General features: G+C 61.8%; 15 protein-coding genes. 7 read left to right on the forward strand and 8 right to left on the reverse strand.

Going from position 1 to position 18,129, the window contains the following annotated elements; genetic code table 11:
- Positions 1-3: 3 nt before the first annotated feature.
- The 7 genes from KZH41_RS17780 to KZH41_RS17810 all read left to right on the forward strand — a co-directional run bounded on the left by KZH41_RS17780 (position 4) and on the right by KZH41_RS17810 (position 11,295).
- Complete coding sequence (locus tag KZH41_RS17780; RefSeq protein ID WP_094952982.1) at positions 4-1,575, forward strand: ABC transporter ATP-binding protein; 1,572 nt, start codon at positions 4-6, stop codon at positions 1,573-1,575.
- 127 nt (positions 1,576-1,702) lie between these two features.
- Entirely contained in the window at positions 1,703-3,100 is a 1,398-nt protein-coding gene (locus tag KZH41_RS17785; RefSeq protein WP_094952983.1) for a sigma-54 interaction domain-containing protein, read from the forward strand.
- Between the two features lie 920 nt (positions 3,101-4,020).
- Positions 4,021-5,412, forward strand: a complete 1,392-nt coding sequence (locus tag KZH41_RS17790) for a GntP family permease (RefSeq protein ID WP_094951624.1) — start codon at positions 4,021-4,023, stop codon at positions 5,410-5,412.
- Between the two features lie 7 nt (positions 5,413-5,419).
- Positions 5,420-6,193 (forward strand): 3-hydroxybutyrate dehydrogenase, encoded by a 774-nt coding sequence (locus KZH41_RS17795; protein ID WP_094951625.1) that lies wholly within the window; start codon positions 5,420-5,422, stop codon positions 6,191-6,193.
- Between the two features lie 142 nt (positions 6,194-6,335).
- Entirely contained in the window at positions 6,336-8,294 is a 1,959-nt protein-coding gene (locus KZH41_RS17800; protein WP_263273319.1) for an acetoacetate--CoA ligase, read from the forward strand.
- A gap of 137 nt (positions 8,295-8,431) precedes the next feature.
- Positions 8,432-10,969 (forward strand): PAS domain-containing protein, encoded by a 2,538-nt coding sequence (locus KZH41_RS17805; RefSeq protein ID WP_263273321.1) that lies wholly within the window; start codon positions 8,432-8,434, stop codon positions 10,967-10,969.
- Between the two features lie 50 nt (positions 10,970-11,019).
- Complete coding sequence (locus KZH41_RS17810; RefSeq protein ID WP_003174397.1) at positions 11,020-11,295, forward strand: peptidylprolyl isomerase; 276 nt, start codon at positions 11,020-11,022, stop codon at positions 11,293-11,295.
- A 110-nt stretch (positions 11,296-11,405) separates the two neighbouring features.
- Here KZH41_RS17810 and KZH41_RS17815 read toward each other — a convergent pair whose 3' ends face one another.
- The 8 genes from KZH41_RS17815 to KZH41_RS17850 form a co-directional block, all read right to left on the reverse strand.
- Positions 11,406-12,314, reverse strand: a complete 909-nt coding sequence (locus tag KZH41_RS17815) for a sugar kinase (RefSeq protein WP_094951628.1) — start codon at positions 12,312-12,314, stop codon at positions 11,406-11,408.
- Between the two features lie 117 nt (positions 12,315-12,431).
- The gene (locus KZH41_RS17820; protein WP_094951629.1) at positions 12,432-13,640 is read right to left on the reverse strand and encodes an amino acid deaminase; all 1,209 of its coding nucleotides are present in this window, start codon (positions 13,638-13,640) and stop codon (positions 12,432-12,434) included.
- A gap of 8 nt (positions 13,641-13,648) precedes the next feature.
- Positions 13,649-14,413: an IclR family transcriptional regulator gene (locus KZH41_RS17825; RefSeq protein ID WP_094951630.1), complete on the reverse strand. Its 765-nt coding sequence runs from the start codon at positions 14,411-14,413 to the stop codon at positions 13,649-13,651.
- A gap of 207 nt (positions 14,414-14,620) precedes the next feature.
- Positions 14,621-15,010 (reverse strand): RidA family protein, encoded by a 390-nt coding sequence (locus KZH41_RS17830; RefSeq protein WP_094951632.1) that lies wholly within the window; start codon positions 15,008-15,010, stop codon positions 14,621-14,623.
- Between the two features lie 14 nt (positions 15,011-15,024).
- The gene (locus KZH41_RS17835; RefSeq protein WP_094951633.1) at positions 15,025-15,807 is read right to left on the reverse strand and encodes an amino acid ABC transporter ATP-binding protein; all 783 of its coding nucleotides are present in this window, start codon (positions 15,805-15,807) and stop codon (positions 15,025-15,027) included.
- Positions 15,804-16,466 carry an amino acid ABC transporter permease gene (locus KZH41_RS17840; RefSeq protein WP_094951634.1) on the reverse strand — a complete coding sequence of 221 codons (663 nt, stop codon included), beginning with the start codon at positions 16,464-16,466 and terminating at the stop codon, positions 15,804-15,806. The genes KZH41_RS17835 and KZH41_RS17840 overlap by 4 nt, the downstream gene beginning before the upstream one ends.
- An 11-nt stretch (positions 16,467-16,477) precedes the next feature.
- Positions 16,478-17,140 (reverse strand): amino acid ABC transporter permease, encoded by a 663-nt coding sequence (locus tag KZH41_RS17845; protein WP_028616418.1) that lies wholly within the window; start codon positions 17,138-17,140, stop codon positions 16,478-16,480.
- Between the two features lie 51 nt (positions 17,141-17,191).
- Entirely contained in the window at positions 17,192-18,040 is an 849-nt protein-coding gene (locus KZH41_RS17850) for a transporter substrate-binding domain-containing protein (RefSeq protein WP_094951635.1), read from the reverse strand.
- Positions 18,041-18,129: the final 89 nt, after the last annotated feature.

The raw sequence follows: 18,129 nt of genomic DNA on the forward strand, positions 1-18,129 counted from the left end.
CCTATGAACCTCATTGAAATCCGCGACCTGAGTGTCGCCTTCAGCGGCCAGACCGTGGTGAGCAAGCTGTGCCTGGACCTGCGCCCCGGCGAATGCCTGGCGCTGGTGGGCGAGTCAGGCTCGGGCAAGTCGGTGACGGCCCACTCGATCCTGCAACTGCTGCCCGAAGCCGGCACGCAGACCACGGGCTCGGTGAAATATCGAGGCCAGGAGTTGATCGGCGCCTCGGCGGCCACCCTGCAAAAGCTGCGTGGCAACCGCATTGCGATGATCTTCCAGGAGCCGATGACTTCGCTCAACCCGCTGCACAGCATCGAAAAGCAGATCGGCGAAACCCTGCTGCTGCACAAGGGCCTGGGCGGCAAGGCGGCGCAGGCGCGCATCCTTGAACTGCTCGAATTGGTGGGCATCCAGAAACCCCTGGAGCGCCTCAAAGCCTATCCGCATCAGCTGTCCGGCGGGCAGCGCCAGCGGGTGATGATTGCCATGGCCCTGGCCTGCGAGCCGGAACTGTTAATCGCCGACGAACCCACCACCGCACTCGACGTGACGGTGCAGCGCAAGATCCTGCTGCTGCTCAAGTCCTTGCAACAACGCCTGGGCATGTCGCTGCTGCTGATCAGCCATGACCTCAACCTGGTGCGCAGCATCGCGCAGCGCGTGTGCGTGATGCGCGCCGGTGAGATTGTCGAGCAAGCCGACTGCCAGACGCTGTTCAACGCACCGCAACACCCTTACAGCCGCCTGTTGCTGGATGCGGAACCGGCCGGCGATGCATTGTGCAGCGATGAGCGCGAAACGGTGTTGCAGGTCGATGACCTGACGGTGCAATTCCCCCTCAGCGGCGGGCTGTTTCAGCGCAAGACCTACCTGCGCGCGGTGGACGGTATCAGCCTCAGCGTGCAGCGCGGCAAGACCTTGGGGATTGTCGGCGAGTCCGGCTCGGGTAAATCGACCCTGGGCCAGGCGATTCTGCGTTTGCTCGATTCCACCGGCAGTATCCGCTTCCAGGGCGAGGCCCTCGACCCGCTCAACCACAAGCAAATGCGCCCGTGGCGCAAGCAGATGCAGGTGGTGTTCCAGGACCCTTACGGCAGCCTCAGCCCGCGCATGTCGGTGGAGCAGATCATCAGCGAAGGCCTGGAAGTGCACGCACCGTGCAGCCTGGCCGAGCGCGATGCGCAAGTGATGCAGGTGCTCAAGGACGTGGGCCTCGACCCCGCCAGCCGGCACCGTTACCCACACGAATTTTCCGGTGGCCAGCGCCAACGCATCGCCATCGCCCGCGCCCTGGTGCTTAAACCGGCGCTGATGCTGCTGGACGAACCCACTTCAGCCCTGGACCGCACGGTGCAGAAGCAGGTCGTGGCGTTGTTGCGTGAACTGCAAGAGAAGTACGGCCTGACTTACCTGTTTATCAGCCATGACCTGGCCGTGGTACGCGCCATGGCTCACGACATGATTGTGATCAAGGATGGCAAGGTGGTGGAGCGTGGCGCGAGTCATGAGGTATTTGAAGCGCCGCAGCACGCGTACACCAAAGAACTGCTGGCGGCTGCGCATATCCCCTTGTGAGATTGCTCCCACGCTCTGCGTGGGAACACAGCCAAGGACGCTCCGCGCCCCGCACGCCAAGTGACGCAGAGCGTCACGGGAGGCATTCCCACGCAGAGCGTGGGAACGATCACAGGATTCGGCACGCATGAATAGCAACGAAAGCCTCAAGGACTACCAACAGGTTCGCGGCCTGGCCATCCAGTCGCTGTTCGAGATCATCGAGCAGTCCAGCGAAGGCACGGTGATCGTCGACCGCGACGCGAATATCGTGTGGATGAACGAGCGCTACGCCAAGCGTTTCGGCCTCAAAAGCGCCGACGAGGCCATCGGCCAGCCCTGCGAACAGGTGATTTCCAACAGCTTGTTGCGCCAGGTGGTGCGCAATGACCAGCCGATCTTGCTGGACATCCAGGACACGCCCAAAGGCCCGCTGGTGGTGATGCGCCTGCCAATTCACGACGATGCCGGCGCGGTGATCGGTGCGATTGGCTTTGCGCTGTTCGACGAGCTGCGCAACCTGTCGCCGCTGATCGAGCGCTACCTGAGCATGCAGCAGGAGCTGGCGTCGACCCGCTCGCTGTTGCGCTCGCGCCAGAGCAAATACAACTTCGCGCACTTTATCGGCACCAGCGCGGCCAGCCTGGAAGTCAAACGCCGGGCGCGGCGCAGTGCGAGCGCTGAGTCGCCAGTGTTGCTGCTCGGCGAAACCGGCACCGGCAAGGAGCTGCTGGCCCAGGCGATTCACGGCGCATCACCGCGTGCGCACAAAGCCTTCGTCAGCATCAACAGCGCGGCGATTCCCGGTGACCTGCTCGAAGCCGAGTTCTTCGGCACCGCGCCGGGCGCGTTTACCGGCGCCGACCGCAAAGGCCGCCCCGGCAAATTGCAGATCGCCCAGGGCGGCACGCTGTTCCTTGATGAAATCGGCGACATGCCGCTGCCGCTGCAAAGCAAACTGCTGCGGGTGTTGCAGGAAAAGGAATACGAGCCAGTGGGCTCCAATGAAATGCGGCACAGCGATGTACGGGTGATTGCCGCCACGTCCATGGACCTGGAGGCGGCGATCAAGCGCGGCGAGTTCCGCGCGGATTTGTATTACCGGTTGAATGTACTGCCGATCCAGGTGCCGCCGTTGCGTGAGCGGCTGGATGACATTCCGGCGTTGAGTGAGGCGATTCTGGAAGAGTTGCGCAGCCAGCATGAACTGGACCGCGAGGCACTGGCGCTGTTGGCGCAGCATGCGTGGCCGGGAAATATCCGCGAGCTGCGCAATGTGCTGGAGCGCGCGGCGTTGCTGAGTGATGACTTGGTGCTGGATGCGGGAGAGATTCGCGCCGCGATTGGCACGTTCAGCCCGGTGGCGCGTGGCGCAGTGGAAACGGTCGAGGGCGAGACGTTTGCGGCGGCGCGGGAGCGCTTTGATCGCCAGGTGATTGGGGCGGCTTTGGCGGCGTGTGAAGGCAACGTAGTAGGGGCAGCCAAGCGCCTGGGGCTGGGGCGGTCGACGCTGTACAAAAAAATGGTCGCCCTTGGCATTACCTAGTCTCTATATCGGGACGAGAATCTACAAATGTAGATATTCTAATGTGGGAGCGGGCTTGCTCGCGAAGGCGGGGTCAGTTATATATGAGCTGACTGACCCACCGCCTTCGCGAGCAAGCCCGCTCCCACAGTTTTGACCGAGTTCGACTGCCAGCACCCCAGTGCTCTGCTTATCTGTGGGAGCTACCTTGTCGGATCGCCGCACCGCTGCGATGCAGGCACCTCGGTACATCAGGCGCACAGAGTTGATGCCATCGCAGGCAAGCCAGCTCCCACATTTGATTGAGTTTCAACTTCCACTATCAGGTCGGCTGTCAGGCCGCCTCGGCTTTGCTTTTGATTTGCTTCAACCACTCAGGTCGGCTACTAGGCCGCCGTGCTCTTGCTTTTGATCTTGATCTTGATCTTAGGCGCCCCGTTAAACCACGCTGGCCGAACGCAGGCTTTGGGCGTGGGTAAACCGGCAGGACGCCGGTTTAGCCGCGATGGGCCAAGGATGGCCCATGGCGGCGGCCCACGGTCCAAAGCCGGAGTGAGGGCACACCGAGCCTAGGCGAGGTGCCGAGTGGTGGGGCAAGAGCCCTTTGGTTACTTTTGGGGCTCTTTTCCAAAAGTGACCCGCTGTAAGAGCGGAACCATACGAAGCCGTTACCGCAGCAACGGATATGTACCCAGCCCCCGAGACAACCAAAGAATCCAACCCATAAAAAGATGTGTAGATACCTATGGCCATCGCAGCCAAGCCAGCCCCCACATAGAATATTCACCTGTCTCAAAATAGAGACAAAATTCAAAAACGCAGCTTAAAGTAAAAACAATATCCTTATATTTCAACACGTTAATGTGTTGGCACACATCTAGCTATAGCTCCTCTCCAAAGCACCACCCCACAAAAATAACAATTCGATCTGGAGACACACCATGAGTGTGATCATTGCCCTGGCAGCCCTCGCGCTGCTGATGCTGGCCGCCTACCGTGGCTACAGCGTTATCCTGTTTGCCCCCATCGCCGCCCTCGGCGCCGTCCTGCTCACCGACCCGTCCGCCGTCGCCCCTGCGTTTACCGGGGTGTTCATGGAAAAAATGGTCGGGTTCATCAAACTGTATTTCCCGGTATTCCTGCTCGGCGCGGTGTTCGGCAAGCTGATCGAACTGTCGGGCTTCTCGCGCGCCATCGTCGCCGCCGCGATCCGTTTGCTCGGCACGCGCCAGGCGATGCTGGTGATCGTGCTGGTTTGCGCCCTGCTTACCTACGGCGGCGTCTCGCTGTTTGTGGTGGTGTTTGCGGTGTACCCGTTTGCGGCGGAGATGTTCCGTCAGAGCAATATCCCCAAGCGCCTGATCCCGGCGACCATCGCCCTCGGCGCGTTCTCGTTCACCATGGACGCCCTGCCCGGCACGCCGCAGATCCAGAACATCATCCCCAGCACCTTCTTCAACACCACCGCGTGGGCCGCGCCGTGGCTGGGCTTGATCGGCACGATCTTCGTGTTCTGTGCCGGCATGCTCTACCTGGCGCGCCAGCGCAACAAGGCCCAGCGTGCCGGTGAAGGCTACGGCACCGAGCTGCGCAACGAGCCGGAAACTGCTGAAAATATCGCCCTGCCTAACCCGTGGATCGCACTGTCGCCGCTGCTGCTGGTGGGCGTGATGAACCTGCTGTTCACCCACTGGATCCCACAGTGGTACGGCAAAACCCACAGCCTCAGCCTGCCGGGCATGAGCGCGCCGGTGACCACCGAAATCGCCAAGCTCACAGCGATCTGGGCGGTGCAGGCGGCGTTACTGGTCGGCATCGTGATGGTGTTGGTATTCGGCTGGTCGGCAATTCGCAGCAAGCTCGCCGAAGGCAGTAAAAGCGCGGTGAGCGGTGCGCTGCTGGCGGCGATGAACACCGCGTCGGAATACGGCTTTGGCGCGGTGATCGCCTCGTTGCCGGGCTTTCTGGTGCTGGCGGACTGGCTCAAGGGCATCCCCAACCCGCTGGTCAACGAAGCGATTACCGTGACCTTGCTGGCCGGCATCACCGGTTCCGCCTCCGGCGGCATGAGCATTGCCCTGGCGGCGATGTCCGAGAGCTTTATTTCGGCGGCCCATGCGGCCAATATCCCCCTTGAAGTGCTGCACCGGGTCGCGGCCATGGCCAGCGGCGGCATGGACACCCTGCCTCACAACGGCGCGGTGATCACGCTGCTGGCGGTGACCGGGCTGACACACCGCGAAGCCTACAAGGACATTTTCGGCATCACGATTATCAAGACCCTTGCGGTGTTCGTGGTGATCGGTACTTTCTACGCCACCGGCATTGTGTGAGGTTTTCATGACGACTTTGAACGGCAAGACCGCCCTGGTTACCGGCTCCACCAGCGGCATCGGTTTGGGCATCGCGCTGAGCCTGGCCAAGGCCGGCGCCAACCTGATCCTCAACGGCTTTGGCGACGCCAGCGCGGTGATCGCCCAGGTGCAGGCGTTCGGCGGCAAGGTCGGCCACCACCCCGCCGACGTCAGCGACCCGGCACAGATCGCCGACATGATCGCCTACGCCGAGCGTGAGTTCGGCGGCGTGGACATTCTGGTCAACAACGCCGGCATCCAGCATGTGTCGGCGGTGGAAGACTTCCCGGCCGAACGCTGGGACTCGATTATCGCGATCAACCTGTCTTCGGTGTTCCACAGCACGCGCTTGAGTTTGCCAGGCATGAAGGCCAAGGGCTGGGGGCGCATCGTCAACATCGCCTCCGTGCATGGCCTGGTCGGTTCGGTGGGCAAGGCCGCGTATGTGGCGGCCAAGCATGGGGTGATCGGTTTGACCAAGGTGGTGGGCCTGGAAACCGCCACCAGTAACGTCACCTGCAACGCCATCTGCCCGGGCTGGGTGCTGACGCCGTTGGTGCAGAAGCAGATTGATGACCGCGCAGCCAAAGGCGTGGGCCCGCAGCAGGCGCAGCATGATTTGCTCTCGGAGAAACAGCCGTCGCTGGAGTTTGTGACGCCGCCGCAGCTGGGTGAGTTGGTGTTGTTTTTGTGCAGTGAGGCGGGCGCCCAAGTGCGTGGTGCCGCGTGGAACATCGACGGCGGCTGGCTGGCCCAATAAAAACAGACACTGAAGATCAAATGTGGGCGCTGGGTCAGCTGGCTCATGCATGACTGATACACCGCTATCGCAGGCAAGCCAGCTCCCACAATTTGGCGCTGTGTTGTTGGGCAGATTGATACAAGAACAAGAGACTTTGCTGATGTCCGAAATCCTCTGGCAACCCTCCCCCGAACGTATTCGCAACACGCGCATGGACCAGTTCCGGCGCTTTATCAATGAGCGTCACGGCCTGCAGCTGCCCGACTACCCTGCCCTGCACCAGTGGAGCATCGACCAGCGCCCCGACTTTTGGCAGGCCATCGTCGCGTTCTTCGACGTAGCGTTTCGCAGCCCGCCCACCACGACGTTGATCGAAGACACTGAGATGCCCAACGCCCAGTGGTTCCCCGGCGCCACCCTGAACTTTGCCGAACACCTGCTGCGCCGACGCGACGATCACCCGGCGGTGGTCGCGATCAGCGAGGACGGCCAGCGCGAACAGCTGACCTACGCCGAACTGGCCGAACACGTCGCCGGCCTGCAACACAGCCTGCGCGCGGCCGGTGTCGGCGTGAGCGACCGCGTGGCCGCGTGCATGCCCAACACCTGGCAAACCCTGGTGGGCATGCTCGCCACCACCAGCCTCGGGGCGATATGGTCGTGCTCGTCGCCGGACTTCGGCACCCAAGGCGTGGTCGATCGGTTTGGCCAGATCGAACCCAAGGTGTTGATCACCTGCGCGGGTTACCGCTATGCCGGCAAGGACATCGACCAGACGGCCAAACTGAATGAAATCCTCGAACGCCTGCCGTCCCTCGAACAGTTGATTATCGTGCCCTATGCGCGGCCGCAAGCGCGCGCCGAAGACTATCGGACCCCGGCCAAGGTCGCGCTGTGGCGTGATTTTTACCAACCCAACGGCGTGCCCGATTTCGTTGCGGTGCCGTTCGATCACCCGCTGTACATCCTCTATTCCAGCGGCACCACCGGCGTGCCCAAGTGCATCATCCACGGCACCGGCGGCGTGCTGCTCACCCACCTCAAGGAGCACGGCCTGCACGCCGATCTGTCGCGCGAGGACTGCCTGTTCTACTACACCACCTGCGGCTGGATGATGTGGAACTGGCTGGTGTCGGTGCTGGCCCTCGGCGCCACGGCGGTGCTGTATGACGGCTCACCGTTTCACCCAGGGCCTGCGCGCTTGGTCGACCTGATCGACGCGGAAAAAATCAGCGTGTTCGGCACCAGCCCCAAGTTCCTCGCCACCCTGGAGAACGCCGGGCTGCAACCACGCTTGAGCCACGACCTGAGCAGCCTCAAGGGCCTTATCTCGACGGGCTCGCCGCTATCGCCGCAAAGCTATGACTACGTGTACCGCGAAATCAAGGGCGAGCTGTGCCTGTCGTCGATGTCCGGCGGCACCGATATCGTCTCCTGTTTTGTGATCGGCAACCCGGTGCTGCCGGTGCGCCGTGGTGAAATGCAATGCAAGAGCCTGGCGATGGCCATCGAAGTGTGGGACGACCAGGGCAAGCCGCTGATCGGCGAAAAAGGCGAGTTGGTGTGCACCCGGCACTTTCCGGCCATGCCGATTGGCCTGTGGAATGACCCGCAGCAGAAAAAACTGCGCGCCTCGTATTTCAGCCAGTTTCCCGGGGTGTGGGCCCAGGGCGACTACGCCGAGCAGCGCCCGAATGGCAGCCTGCTCATCCACGGCCGCTCTGACGCGGTGCTTAACCCCGGCGGCGTGCGCATCGGCACAGCGGAGATTTATCGCCAGGTGGAAAAGGTCCCGCAGGTGCTGGAAAGCCTGGCCATCGGCCAACGCTGGCAGGACGATGTGCGCGTGGTGCTGTTTGTGCGCCTCAATGACGGCGTCGAACTCGATGAGGCCCTGCAGCAGCAGATTCGCCAGGTGATCCGCGCCAACACCACGCCGCGCCACGTGCCGGCGAAGATCCTCGCTGTCAGCGATATCCCGCGCACCCTCAGCGGCAAGATCGTCGAACTCGCGGTGCGTAACGTGGTGCATGGCGAGCCGGTGAAGAACACCGATGCCCTGGCAAACCCGCAGGCCTTGGAGCAATTTCGCCATCGCCCCGAGCTGGCTGAAGGATGAAAGGTTTCAGCGCAAAAGCACTCATTTGAAGACAAAGCCCCAATGCATGCTATTTTTCGAGGGGTAGTCAGCCGTTCCCGACTCGCGGGATAATCGGCTTTTGTGGTTTTTCAAAGTGTTATGCGTAGGGTTTTTTCATGAACGCAACATCCACCGGTAGCGAAGCTGCTGCATTGATTGCACGGCTGGACTGGGCGCAAAGCCCCCTCGGTGCGGCCAATGATTGGCCACAAAGCCTGCGCACAGCGGTGGATATCGTCGTCAACTCACCGATGCCGATGCTGCTGCTGTGGGGCGGCCAACTCACCCAGCTGTACAACGACAGTTTTGCCCGACTCGCAGGCAACAAGCACCCCGGCGCCATGGGCCAGCCGGCCCACGAGACCTGGCCGGAACTGGCGAGCTTCACCGCGCCGGTCTACGACGCGGTGCTGAGCGGCCAGGTGCGCAGCTTCAGCGAACAGCGTTTCGTGCTGCAACGCCACCATCGCGACACTGAAATCTGGCTCGACCTCACCTACAGCCCGGTCCGTGATGAAAGCGGCGCGGTCGCCGGCATCCTGGTCACCGCCATCGAAACCAACGAACGCCGCAGCAAAGCCTTGGAGCTGCAACAGCGCTCCGAAGACAGCCTCAAGGCCCAGCACAACTCCGAGCAACGCCTGCAACTGGCACTCGCGGCGACCGATGCGGTCGGCACCTGGGATTGGGACATCGGCGAAGACCGTTTTGTCGCCGACGCCCACTTCGCCTACCTGCACGGCGTTGACCCGAGTGATGCCGACCTCTTGCCGATCAGCGACTACCTGCACGGCGTGCACCCCGAAGACCGTGGCATGGTGGCGCGCAGCATCAAGCACTGCATCACCTTCGGCACCGAGTACGCCGAGGAGTACCGCCTGTTGCAAGCCGACGGCCAAGTGCGCTGGGTGTTTGCCCGTGGCCGTTGCTACAAGGATCACCAAGGCCGCCCGGCGCGCTTTTTAGGCGCGGCGCTGGACCTGACCGAACGCAAACACACTGAACAGGCCCTGCGCCAAAGCCAGACCGAGCTGCAGCTGATCATCAACGCCATGCCGGTGCTGATCGGCTACGTCGACCATGAAGAACGCTTTCGCTTGAACAACAGCGCGTACCTGGAATGGTACGGCATGACGCCGCAGGAGTTGTACGGCAAGAGCATCCGCGAAATCATCGGCGACGAACTGTATGCCGGGCGCGAGGACAAGATCGCCGCCGCCCTGCGAGGCAAGGCGTGCAGCTTCATGACGGTTACGCCGCACCACGACGGTCGGCCGCGCCATGCGTTGATGAAGTACCTGCCGCGCTTCAGCAATGACGGCTCGGTGAACGGTTTCTACATCTTTGTCATCGATGAAACCGAACGCAAACTCACCGAAGAAGCCCTGCGCAACCTCAACGAAAACCTCGAAGAACGGGTGGCCCAGCGCACCCAGGCGCTGGCCGAGGCCAACCAGCGCCTGCAAAACGAGATGTTCGAACGCGAGCGTGCCGAAGATGCGCTGCGCCATGCGCAGAAGATGGAAGCGGTGGGCCAACTCACCGGCGGCATCGCCCATGACTTCAACAATATGCTCACCGGCATTATCGGCAGCCTCGACCTGATGCAGCGCTATATCGCCGCCGGGCGCAGTGACGAGATCGGCCGGTTTACCGACGCGGCGGTGTCCTCTGCCCACCGCGCGGCCGCCCTCACCCATCGGCTGCTGGCGTTCTCACGGCGCCAGTCGCTGGACCGGCGCCCGCTCGACCCAAACACGCTGGTGGCGTCCCTGGAAGACTTGTTCCGGCGCACCAAGGGCGCGCACATCGCGCTCAAGGTGGAACTAGGCAAAGATATCTGGCCGGTCAACACCGATGCCAGCCAGCTCGAAAACGCCCTGCTCAACCTGGTGATCAACGCGCGTGATGCAATGCCTGACGGCGGCGAATTGTTGATCGAAACCGCCAACAGTTACTTGGACGGCACCGACATCACCACGCTGGAACCGGTCAAGGCCGGCGATTACGTGATGCTCGGCGTGAGTGACAACGGCAGCGGCATGGCGCCAAAGATTCTGGCCAAGGCGTTTGACCCGTTCTTCACCACCAAGCCCATCGGCCAGGGCACCGGTCTGGGGCTGTCGATGATCTACGGCTTCGCCCAGCAGTCCGGCGGCCACGTGACCATTCAAAGCGAGCCCGGCCAAGGCACCTGCGTACGCCTGTACCTGCCGCGCCTGCATGGCACGGCCTTGGAGAGCAACCTGCCGCAACACCTGAGCGAAGCCCCGCTGGCGCTGGCCGGTGAGGCGGTGGTTGTCGTCGAGGATGACCCTGCGGTGCGCATGTTGGTGGTCAACGTGCTGGATGAATTGGGCTACACCGCGCACCAGGCAGCCGACGCACGCGCGGCGCTGCCGTTGCTGGAGTCGGATTTGCGCGTGGACTTGCTGGTCACCGACGTCGGCCTGCCGGGCATGAACGGCCGGCAACTGGCAGAAATCGCCCGCCAGCATCGGCCCGGCCTGCGCGTGTTGTTCATGACCGGTTACGCCGAAAAAGCCGCCGAGCGCCAAGGCTTCCTGGAAGACGGCATGGACATGGTCGCCAAGCCGTTTTCCATCGACTTGCTGGCGACAAAAATCCGCAGCATGATCAGCGTCAACGAATGAGTTCAGGCATAATCGCGCGCCCTTACGTTTGACCGTTGCAAGGTAACAACATGAAAGCCCAAGCCCGTCACATCCTGGTGAAAACCAGCGAAGAAGCCGAACAGCTCAAGCAGCGCATTGCCAAGGGCGAAGCGTTTGATGTGCTGGCCAAAAAGTACTCGACCTGCCCGTCCGGCAAGCGCGGCGGTGACCTGGGTGAAGTGCGGCCGGGGCAGATGGTGGGGGCGATTGATGCGGTGATCTTCAAGAAGCCGGTGAAAGTGGTGCATGGGCCGATCAAGAGCAAGTTTGGGTACCACTTGGTGCAGGTGTTTTACCGCGACTGACCAGCGATCGTTCCCACGCTTCGCGTGGGAATGCCTCACCGGACGCTCCGCGTCCGCTTCTGGGACGCAGAGCGCCCCTGGCTGCATGCCCATGCGGAGCGTGGGAACGATCAGTGTTTAGGGATCAGTGCTCCGGGCACCTGGATAACCCGGCTCGCCAACCGATGCCCAGCCAAGGCCGCCGCCTCTGGCGAACCACCCTTCAGCCGACTGGCCAAATACGCCGCACTGAACGAATCCCCCGCCGCCGTGGTGTCCACCACCTTCTCAACCTTCAGCGCCGGCACGGCAAAGCGCTCGCCCGCGCAGCGGATCAAACACGCCTGCGCCCCGCGCTTGAGCACCACCTCTGCCATCGCCGGGTACGCCGCAAACACCTGCTCGCTGTCGGCGTAGCCAAACAACGCACGCTCGTCGTCCTCGGTCAGCAAGGCGATATCCACTTCGGCCAACACCGTGTGATAGGCCGCGCGCGCCGCCTCGACGCTGGCCCACAAACGCGGGCGATAGTTGTTGTCGAACACCACCTGGCCACCGCGCTTGCGGGTTTCGATCAGGGTTTGCAGTAAACGAGCACGCCCGACTTCACCCAGCACCGCCAGGGTGATGCCGCTGAAATACACCACGTCGTAATCCGCCAGGGCGGCCAGGATCGGCTCGGCGGCCGGCGTGGTGAAGCAGTCGCGCACAGCGGCTTCGTTGCGCCAGTAGAGGAATTTGCGTTCACCGTTCGCGTCCGTCTGGATGCAGTACAAACCTGGCAAACGCCCGGGCAGGCGCTGCACCATGCCCAGGCCCAGGCCTTCTTCGGCCCAGTGCTTGCACATGGCATCGCTAAAGCTGTCATCGCCCAGGGCGGTGACGTAGTCGACCGTGCCGACATCGCCCAGCTCACGGCGCAGGTACACCGCCGCGTTCAGGGTGTCGCCGCCGAAGCTTTGTTGCAGGCTTGCATCGGCGCGGTGTTGGAGTTCGATCATGCATTCGCCGATGAGGGCGATGCGCGGTTGTGTGTTCATAGCCAATGTCTCTGGTGGGCGTTAAGGCCTCATCGCAGGCAAGCCAGCTCCCACATTTGAAATGTATTCACACTTCCAATGTGGGAGCTGGCTTGCCTGCGATGGGCGCGACGCGGTTTAGAAGCAGGTATGCAATGACTCAACCACCTGCAACTGCTCATCCACCAGGCAGCCCACTTGCCACTTGTCGAAGGTCAGGCACGGGTGTGAAGTGCCGAAGGAAATGATGTCGCCAATACGCAACTCAACCCCAGGCGCAACGGTCATGAACGCGTGCTGGTCCATCACTGCGGTGACTTTGCAGGCGCTCACGTCATCGCCTTCAGCCGGCAGGATACCGGCCTTGTAGCGCTTGAGCGGCACCGGCAAGCCGGCGTCGTAGGCCACGTCGCGTTTGCCCAGGGCGATGACCGCAAAGCCTGGCTCGGGCATCGATTGCACGTGGGCCCAGATTTCCAGCGCCGGGCGCAGGCCTTCGTTGAGGTCGCTGCGGCGGTCGAGCACGCAGCATTGCGCCTCTTTGTAGATGCCGTGGTCGTGGGCCACATAACTGCCCGGGCGCAACACGCTGAGGAAACGGCCGGCGGCGTTCTGGCTCTCGAACGACTCGGCGATCAGGTCGTACCACGCCGAACCCGAGGCGGTGATGATCGGCTTGGGCAGGTCGAAAGAACCATTGTTTTGCAGGTCGACGGCCAGACGCACCAGGCTGGCGGCGAAGTCGCGGATACCGCTGACGGCGTGCTCGCCGTGGATCACGCCTTCGTAGCCTTCAATGCCGGTGAGGGCCAAGGCTGGCTGGGCTTTGATCGCCGTGGCCAGCTCGCGCACCTCCTGCTCGCTGCGGCAACCGCAACGGCCACCGACCACGCCGTACTCAATCATCACGTTCAAGCGCAGGCCACGGGCGGCGAAGAACAGGCCCAGGTCGGCGACGTTGTCCGGGTGATCGACCATGCAGTGGAAGTCGAAATCGTTGTCGGCCAGCAGGTCGGCAATCAACGCCATGTTCGGCGCGCCGACCAGTTGGTTGGCCATCAACACGCGGCGCACGCCACCGGCATAGGCGGCGCGGGTTTGCACCGCGTTAGCCAGGGTGATGCCCCAGGCGCCCGCCTCAATCTGGCGCTGAAACAGCGCCGGCATCATGCTGGTTTTGCCGTGGGGTGCGAGTTCTGCGCCGCTGTTGCTGACAAATGCCTGCATCCAGCGGATGTTGTGTTCCAGGGCGTCGCGATGCAGCACCAGAGCCGGCAGGCTGACGTCGCGGACCAAGTGAGCGCCAACGGCGGCGGCGCCTTTTTCAACGGCATTGAGGGCAGACATAAAAACTCCTATTCGTTGATGCGACGGGCCAGGTTGTTGGCGCTGTCGATCAACACCCGGCGATAGTCGTTGTAATTTTTAAGCGCGTCGGCCCGTGGGGCAACGATGCACAAGGTCGCAATGCTGATGCCCTGCGCGTCCCGCACCGGGGCGGCAAAGCAATGGGTAAAGGTGTCGGCCACGCTGTCGAAGGAGAAGAACCCATCGAGGGTGGCCTGGCGGATTTGCGCCAGGAAGGTTTCCAGCGGCAGGCGCTGGCCGTCCGGCAGGATGAAATCGTCGTAGTCGATCAGGTCGATGATTTGCTGGTCGCTCAAGTGCCCCAGCAGCAGGCGCCCGGAAGCTGTCCACGGGATTGGCGCGTTTTCGCCGATGTCCGACGAGATGCGAAAATGCCGCTCGCCTTCGCGCATCAGCGCCACCGTGTATTTGCGCCCGTTGAGCAGGCACATCTGCGCGGTTTCGTGGGTTTGGCTGACGATTTCCTGCAAGGCATGATCGGCCTCGCGGGTCAGGTCGAAATGGCGCAGGTGCGCCTGGCCAAGGAAGTACAGCTGGCGGCCGAGGTAGACGTGACCGTCCTTGCCTACAGTTTCGAGGATGCGCCGTTCCAGCAACGACGCGACCAGTTCGTAGACCGTGGATTTGGGGCTGCCGATGCCGCTGGCGATATCATTCGGGCGCAGGGGCTGGCCGATTTCCTTGAGGAAATCGAGGATGTCGAATGCACGGTCCAGGCCTTTGGCGCGGCGTTTGATGGTGTCTTCGGTCATGGCAGTTTCGGTCCGGTCAAAGTCTAAAAGCTAGTGATAACCCTGTGGCGAGGGAGCTTGCTCCCTCGCCACAATAGCGCGCGCTACAAGGCAGCCATGATCGTTCCCACGCTCTGCGTGGGAAGGCATACCGTGACGCTCTGCGTCACAGAAGCGGACGCAGAGCGTCCAGGGCGACGTTCCCACGCAGAGCGTGGGAACGAGCATTTAGCCTTTTTTCTTGTAGGCCACGCAATCAATCTCAACCTTGCAGTCCACCATCATGTTGGCCTGCACACAGGCGCGCGCCGGGGCGTGTTCTGGGGTGAAGTATTCGCCGAAGACTTTGTTGAAACTCCAGAAGTCCCGTGGGTCTTCCAACCACACGCCCACGCGCACGACGTCTTTGAGTTCAAAGCCGGCCTCTTCGAGGATCGCCACCACATTGCGCATGGTCTGGCGGGTCTGTTCGACGATGCCACCGCTGATGATTTCACCGTCCACCGCTGGCACCTGGCCCGAGACGTAGAGCCAGCCGTCCGCTTCCACTGCACGTGCGAAAGGACGAGGTTGGCCACCGCCGGCGGTGCTGCCGGTGCCGTAACGAGTAATGCTCATAAAGTTGCTCCTGATTAAAAACGAATGTTCTTCAAAAATTCCGCCAGGCGCGGCGATTGCGGGCGCTCGAAGATGTCCTTCGCGCTGCCCTGCTCTTCAATACGGCCCTGGTTCATGAATACGATCTTGTCTGATACTTCATAGGCAAAGCGCATTTCGTGGGTGACCAGCAACATGGTCATGCCCTCCTCCGCCAAGCCCTTAATCACGCTGAGCACCTCGCCCACCAACTCAGGGTCGAGGGCGGAGGTGACTTCGTCGAACAGCATCAGGCTTGGGTTCATCGCAATCGCACGGGCAATCGCCACGCGCTGTTGCTGGCCGCCGGACAACTGACCGGGGAAGTGGTTGCGCCGTTCCAGCAGGCCGACGCGGTCCAGCCATTTTTCGGCCAGGGCCACGGCTTCGTCCTTGCCCATCTTCTTGACCTTGAGCAGGCCGAGGGTGACGTTTTGCAAGGCCGTCAGGTGCGGGAACAGGTTGAACTGCTGGAAGGCCATGCCGGTCATCGCGCGGTGCTGGGCGATCACGCGCTCGGGGTGACGCACGCGCTTGCCGGCGATCTCACTGTAGCCGATGGACTCGCCGTCCAGGGTGATCTGCCCACCCTGGAATTCTTCCAGCAGGTTGACGCAACGCAGCAGCGTGGTCTTGCCCGAGCCGCTGGAGCCGATCAATGTCACCACGTTGCCGCGTTGCATGGACAGGTCGACGCCCTTGAGCACTTCGACCTCGCCGTACTGTTTACGCAGGCCGCGAATGTTCAGCAGCGGTTGTTCTTTTTGAGGTTGGTTCATGGCAAGGCCACCCGCTTTTCAATGTAGCGCCCGAATAACTCGATGGCGTAGTTGATGACAAAGAACAGAAACCCGGCGAACAGGTAGAACTCCAGAGTCATGAAGGTACGCGCAATCACTTGCTGGGTGCTCAGCAGCAGTTCGGCCACACCGATCACCGAGAGCAAGGTCGAGGCCTTGACGATTTCCGTGGAGGAATTGACCCAGGTCGGCAGGATCTGGCGCAGCGCTTGAGGCAACAGCACGTAGCCCAGGGATTGGTAGAACGTCAGGCCAATCGCCTTGCCCGCCTCCAGTTGCCCACGGGGAATGGCCTGCAGCGCACCGCGCACAATTTCCGAGACGTGGGAGCCGCAGAACAACGTCAGCCCGACGGCGCCGGCCTGGAACGCGGTGATCTGCCAACCGAGCGCCGGCAGCATGTAGAAACACGCCAACACCAGTACAAACACCGGTGTGCCACGGATCAGATCGACATACAGACGAAACGGCGCGCGCATCCAGAATTTGCCGTAGGTCAGGATCAACCCGGCGACAATGCCGATCAGCGTGCCGAAGATAATTGCCAGCGCAGACACATACACGCTGGCCTGAAAGCCCGCCCACAGGGTGTCCCGGGCGATCCACAACTCATGCAACACGCTTGGGGACTCGTACATGGAAACCCTCCTTAACGACGGATCGCCAGACGCTGTTCCAGGTAACGGAGCAGCATGGCAATGAGGTAACAGGCAGCCACGTAGAGCGCGGTCGTGACCATCCAGGTTTCAATCACCCGGTAGCTTTCGACGTTGATCTTGCGGGCGTAATAGGTCAGCTCCGGCACGGCAATCGCAGCGGCCAACGAGGTGTCCTTGAACAGCGAAATGAAGTTGTTCGACAGCGCCGGCAGCACGTTGCGCAGCATCACCGGCACGGTGATGTAGGCGCGGATACGCCACTCACCCAAGCCAATCGCCAGGCCGGCTTCACGCAAGCCCTTGGGAATATTCAACAGCCCGGCGCGGAACACTTCGGTCAGGTAAGCACCGGCGTACAACGACAGGGTAATGATGAAGGATGGGATTTTATCCAGACGAATGCCCAGTGACGGCAGTGCGAAGTAGATCAACAGGATCAGCACAAGGATCGGCGTATTGCGCACTACCGTCACATACACCGAGGCGAAGATTCGCAACGCGCGGTGCTTGGACAGCATGGCAAACGCCATCATCAAGCCGATCACGCAGCCAATCGCGATCGACAGCAATGCCAGCTCAAGGCCCAGGCCGAGCCCCGCCAGCAAGCTGGGAAAATCACGCCACACGGCGGCAAAGTTCAACTGATAGTTCATGGTCGGCAGTACCTGATTGGGGCGTCGTCAGCGACGCCCCAGGGTTACGATTTACTTGAACTCAACCGGGAAACCGATCGCCGGCTCTGGCAAATCCACACCGAACCACTGTTTGAACGAGGCTTTGTAGGTGGGGAACTCCACGCCGGTCATGGCTTCATGTAACGCAGTGTTGACGAAGTTCAGCCAGTCCTGGTCGCCACGCTTGACCGCGCACGCATAGGTTTGCGGGCTCCAGGCGTAGGTCGGGCTGCGGTAGCGGCCTGGGTTCTGCACCATCAGGTACTTGACCGAGGATTGGTCGGTGGCAGCAGCATCGGCGCGGCCGGAGTTCACGGCCTGGTACATCAGGTCGACGCTGTCGTATTGGTCAACCTTGGCCTTGGGCAGTGCCTGGTGCACCAGTTCTTCGGCGTAGACGTTTTGCAGCACGGCCACGGTAACGCCATCGCCGCCCGCCTGCAGGTCTTCGATTTCTTTGTATTTGCTGTTATTCGGCAACAACAGGCCCACGCCTTCGCGGTAGTACGGCAAGGTAAAGGCCACCTGCTGCGCACGGCTGGCGGTAACGGTGATGAACTGGCAACTCATGTCGACCTTATTGGTCAGCAGGTTGGGAATACGCGCGTCGGAGGACTGCACCACAAACTCGACCTTGCTCGGGTCGTTGAACAAACCCTTGGCCACGATGCGGCCGATATCGATATCAAAACCCTGCAACTTGCCATCCGCTCCCTGGAAGTGCCAGGGCGCATTGGTACTGCCTGTACCCACGATGAGATGCCCACGCTTGAGCACATCATCGAGCTTGCTGTCCGCCGCTTGCACAACGCTTGCGAGGGAAGCCGATGCGGCGAAGAGAAAAACACACGCTTTAAACACGGAAGGTCGGTGATGCATGACAAGCACTCCAGGAGTTGTGTATTCCGCTATACCGGAACTTGGTATGTAACAAAGGAATAGACAGCAGAAAGTGTGCCATACGCTGT

Origin of the sequence: Pseudomonas sp. YeP6b (assembly GCF_025642995.1) — a bacterium.
Classification (GTDB): Bacteria; Pseudomonadota; Gammaproteobacteria; order Pseudomonadales; family Pseudomonadaceae; genus Aquipseudomonas.

Coding starts and splice junctions, on each gene's coding strand:
- KZH41_RS17785 (WP_094952983.1), top strand. CDS start 1,703: ATGAATAGCAACGAAAGCCTCAAGGACTACCAACAGGTTCGCGGCCTG.
- KZH41_RS17835 (WP_094951633.1), bottom strand. CDS start 15,807: ATGAACCAACCTCAAAAAGAACAACCGCTGCTGAACATTCGCGGCCTG.
- KZH41_RS17800 (WP_263273319.1), top strand. CDS start 6,336: ATGTCCGAAATCCTCTGGCAACCCTCCCCCGAACGTATTCGCAACACG.
- KZH41_RS17805 (WP_263273321.1), top strand. CDS start 8,432: ATGAACGCAACATCCACCGGTAGCGAAGCTGCTGCATTGATTGCACGG.
- KZH41_RS17830 (WP_094951632.1), bottom strand. CDS start 15,010: ATGAGCATTACTCGTTACGGCACCGGCAGCACCGCCGGCGGTGGCCAA.
- KZH41_RS17820 (WP_094951629.1), bottom strand. CDS start 13,640: ATGTCTGCCCTCAATGCCGTTGAAAAAGGCGCCGCCGCCGTTGGCGCT.
- KZH41_RS17790 (WP_094951624.1), top strand. CDS start 4,021: ATGAGTGTGATCATTGCCCTGGCAGCCCTCGCGCTGCTGATGCTGGCC.
- KZH41_RS17815 (WP_094951628.1), bottom strand. CDS start 12,314: ATGAACACACAACCGCGCATCGCCCTCATCGGCGAATGCATGATCGAA.
- KZH41_RS17825 (WP_094951630.1), bottom strand. CDS start 14,413: ATGACCGAAGACACCATCAAACGCCGCGCCAAAGGCCTGGACCGTGCA.
- KZH41_RS17850 (WP_094951635.1), bottom strand. CDS start 18,040: ATGCATCACCGACCTTCCGTGTTTAAAGCGTGTGTTTTTCTCTTCGCC.
- KZH41_RS17840 (WP_094951634.1), bottom strand. CDS start 16,466: ATGTACGAGTCCCCAAGCGTGTTGCATGAGTTGTGGATCGCCCGGGAC.
- KZH41_RS17795 (WP_094951625.1), top strand. CDS start 5,420: ATGACGACTTTGAACGGCAAGACCGCCCTGGTTACCGGCTCCACCAGC.
- KZH41_RS17810 (WP_003174397.1), top strand. CDS start 11,020: ATGAAAGCCCAAGCCCGTCACATCCTGGTGAAAACCAGCGAAGAAGCC.
- KZH41_RS17780 (WP_094952982.1), top strand. CDS start 4: ATGAACCTCATTGAAATCCGCGACCTGAGTGTCGCCTTCAGCGGCCAG.
- KZH41_RS17845 (WP_028616418.1), bottom strand. CDS start 17,140: ATGAACTATCAGTTGAACTTTGCCGCCGTGTGGCGTGATTTTCCCAGC.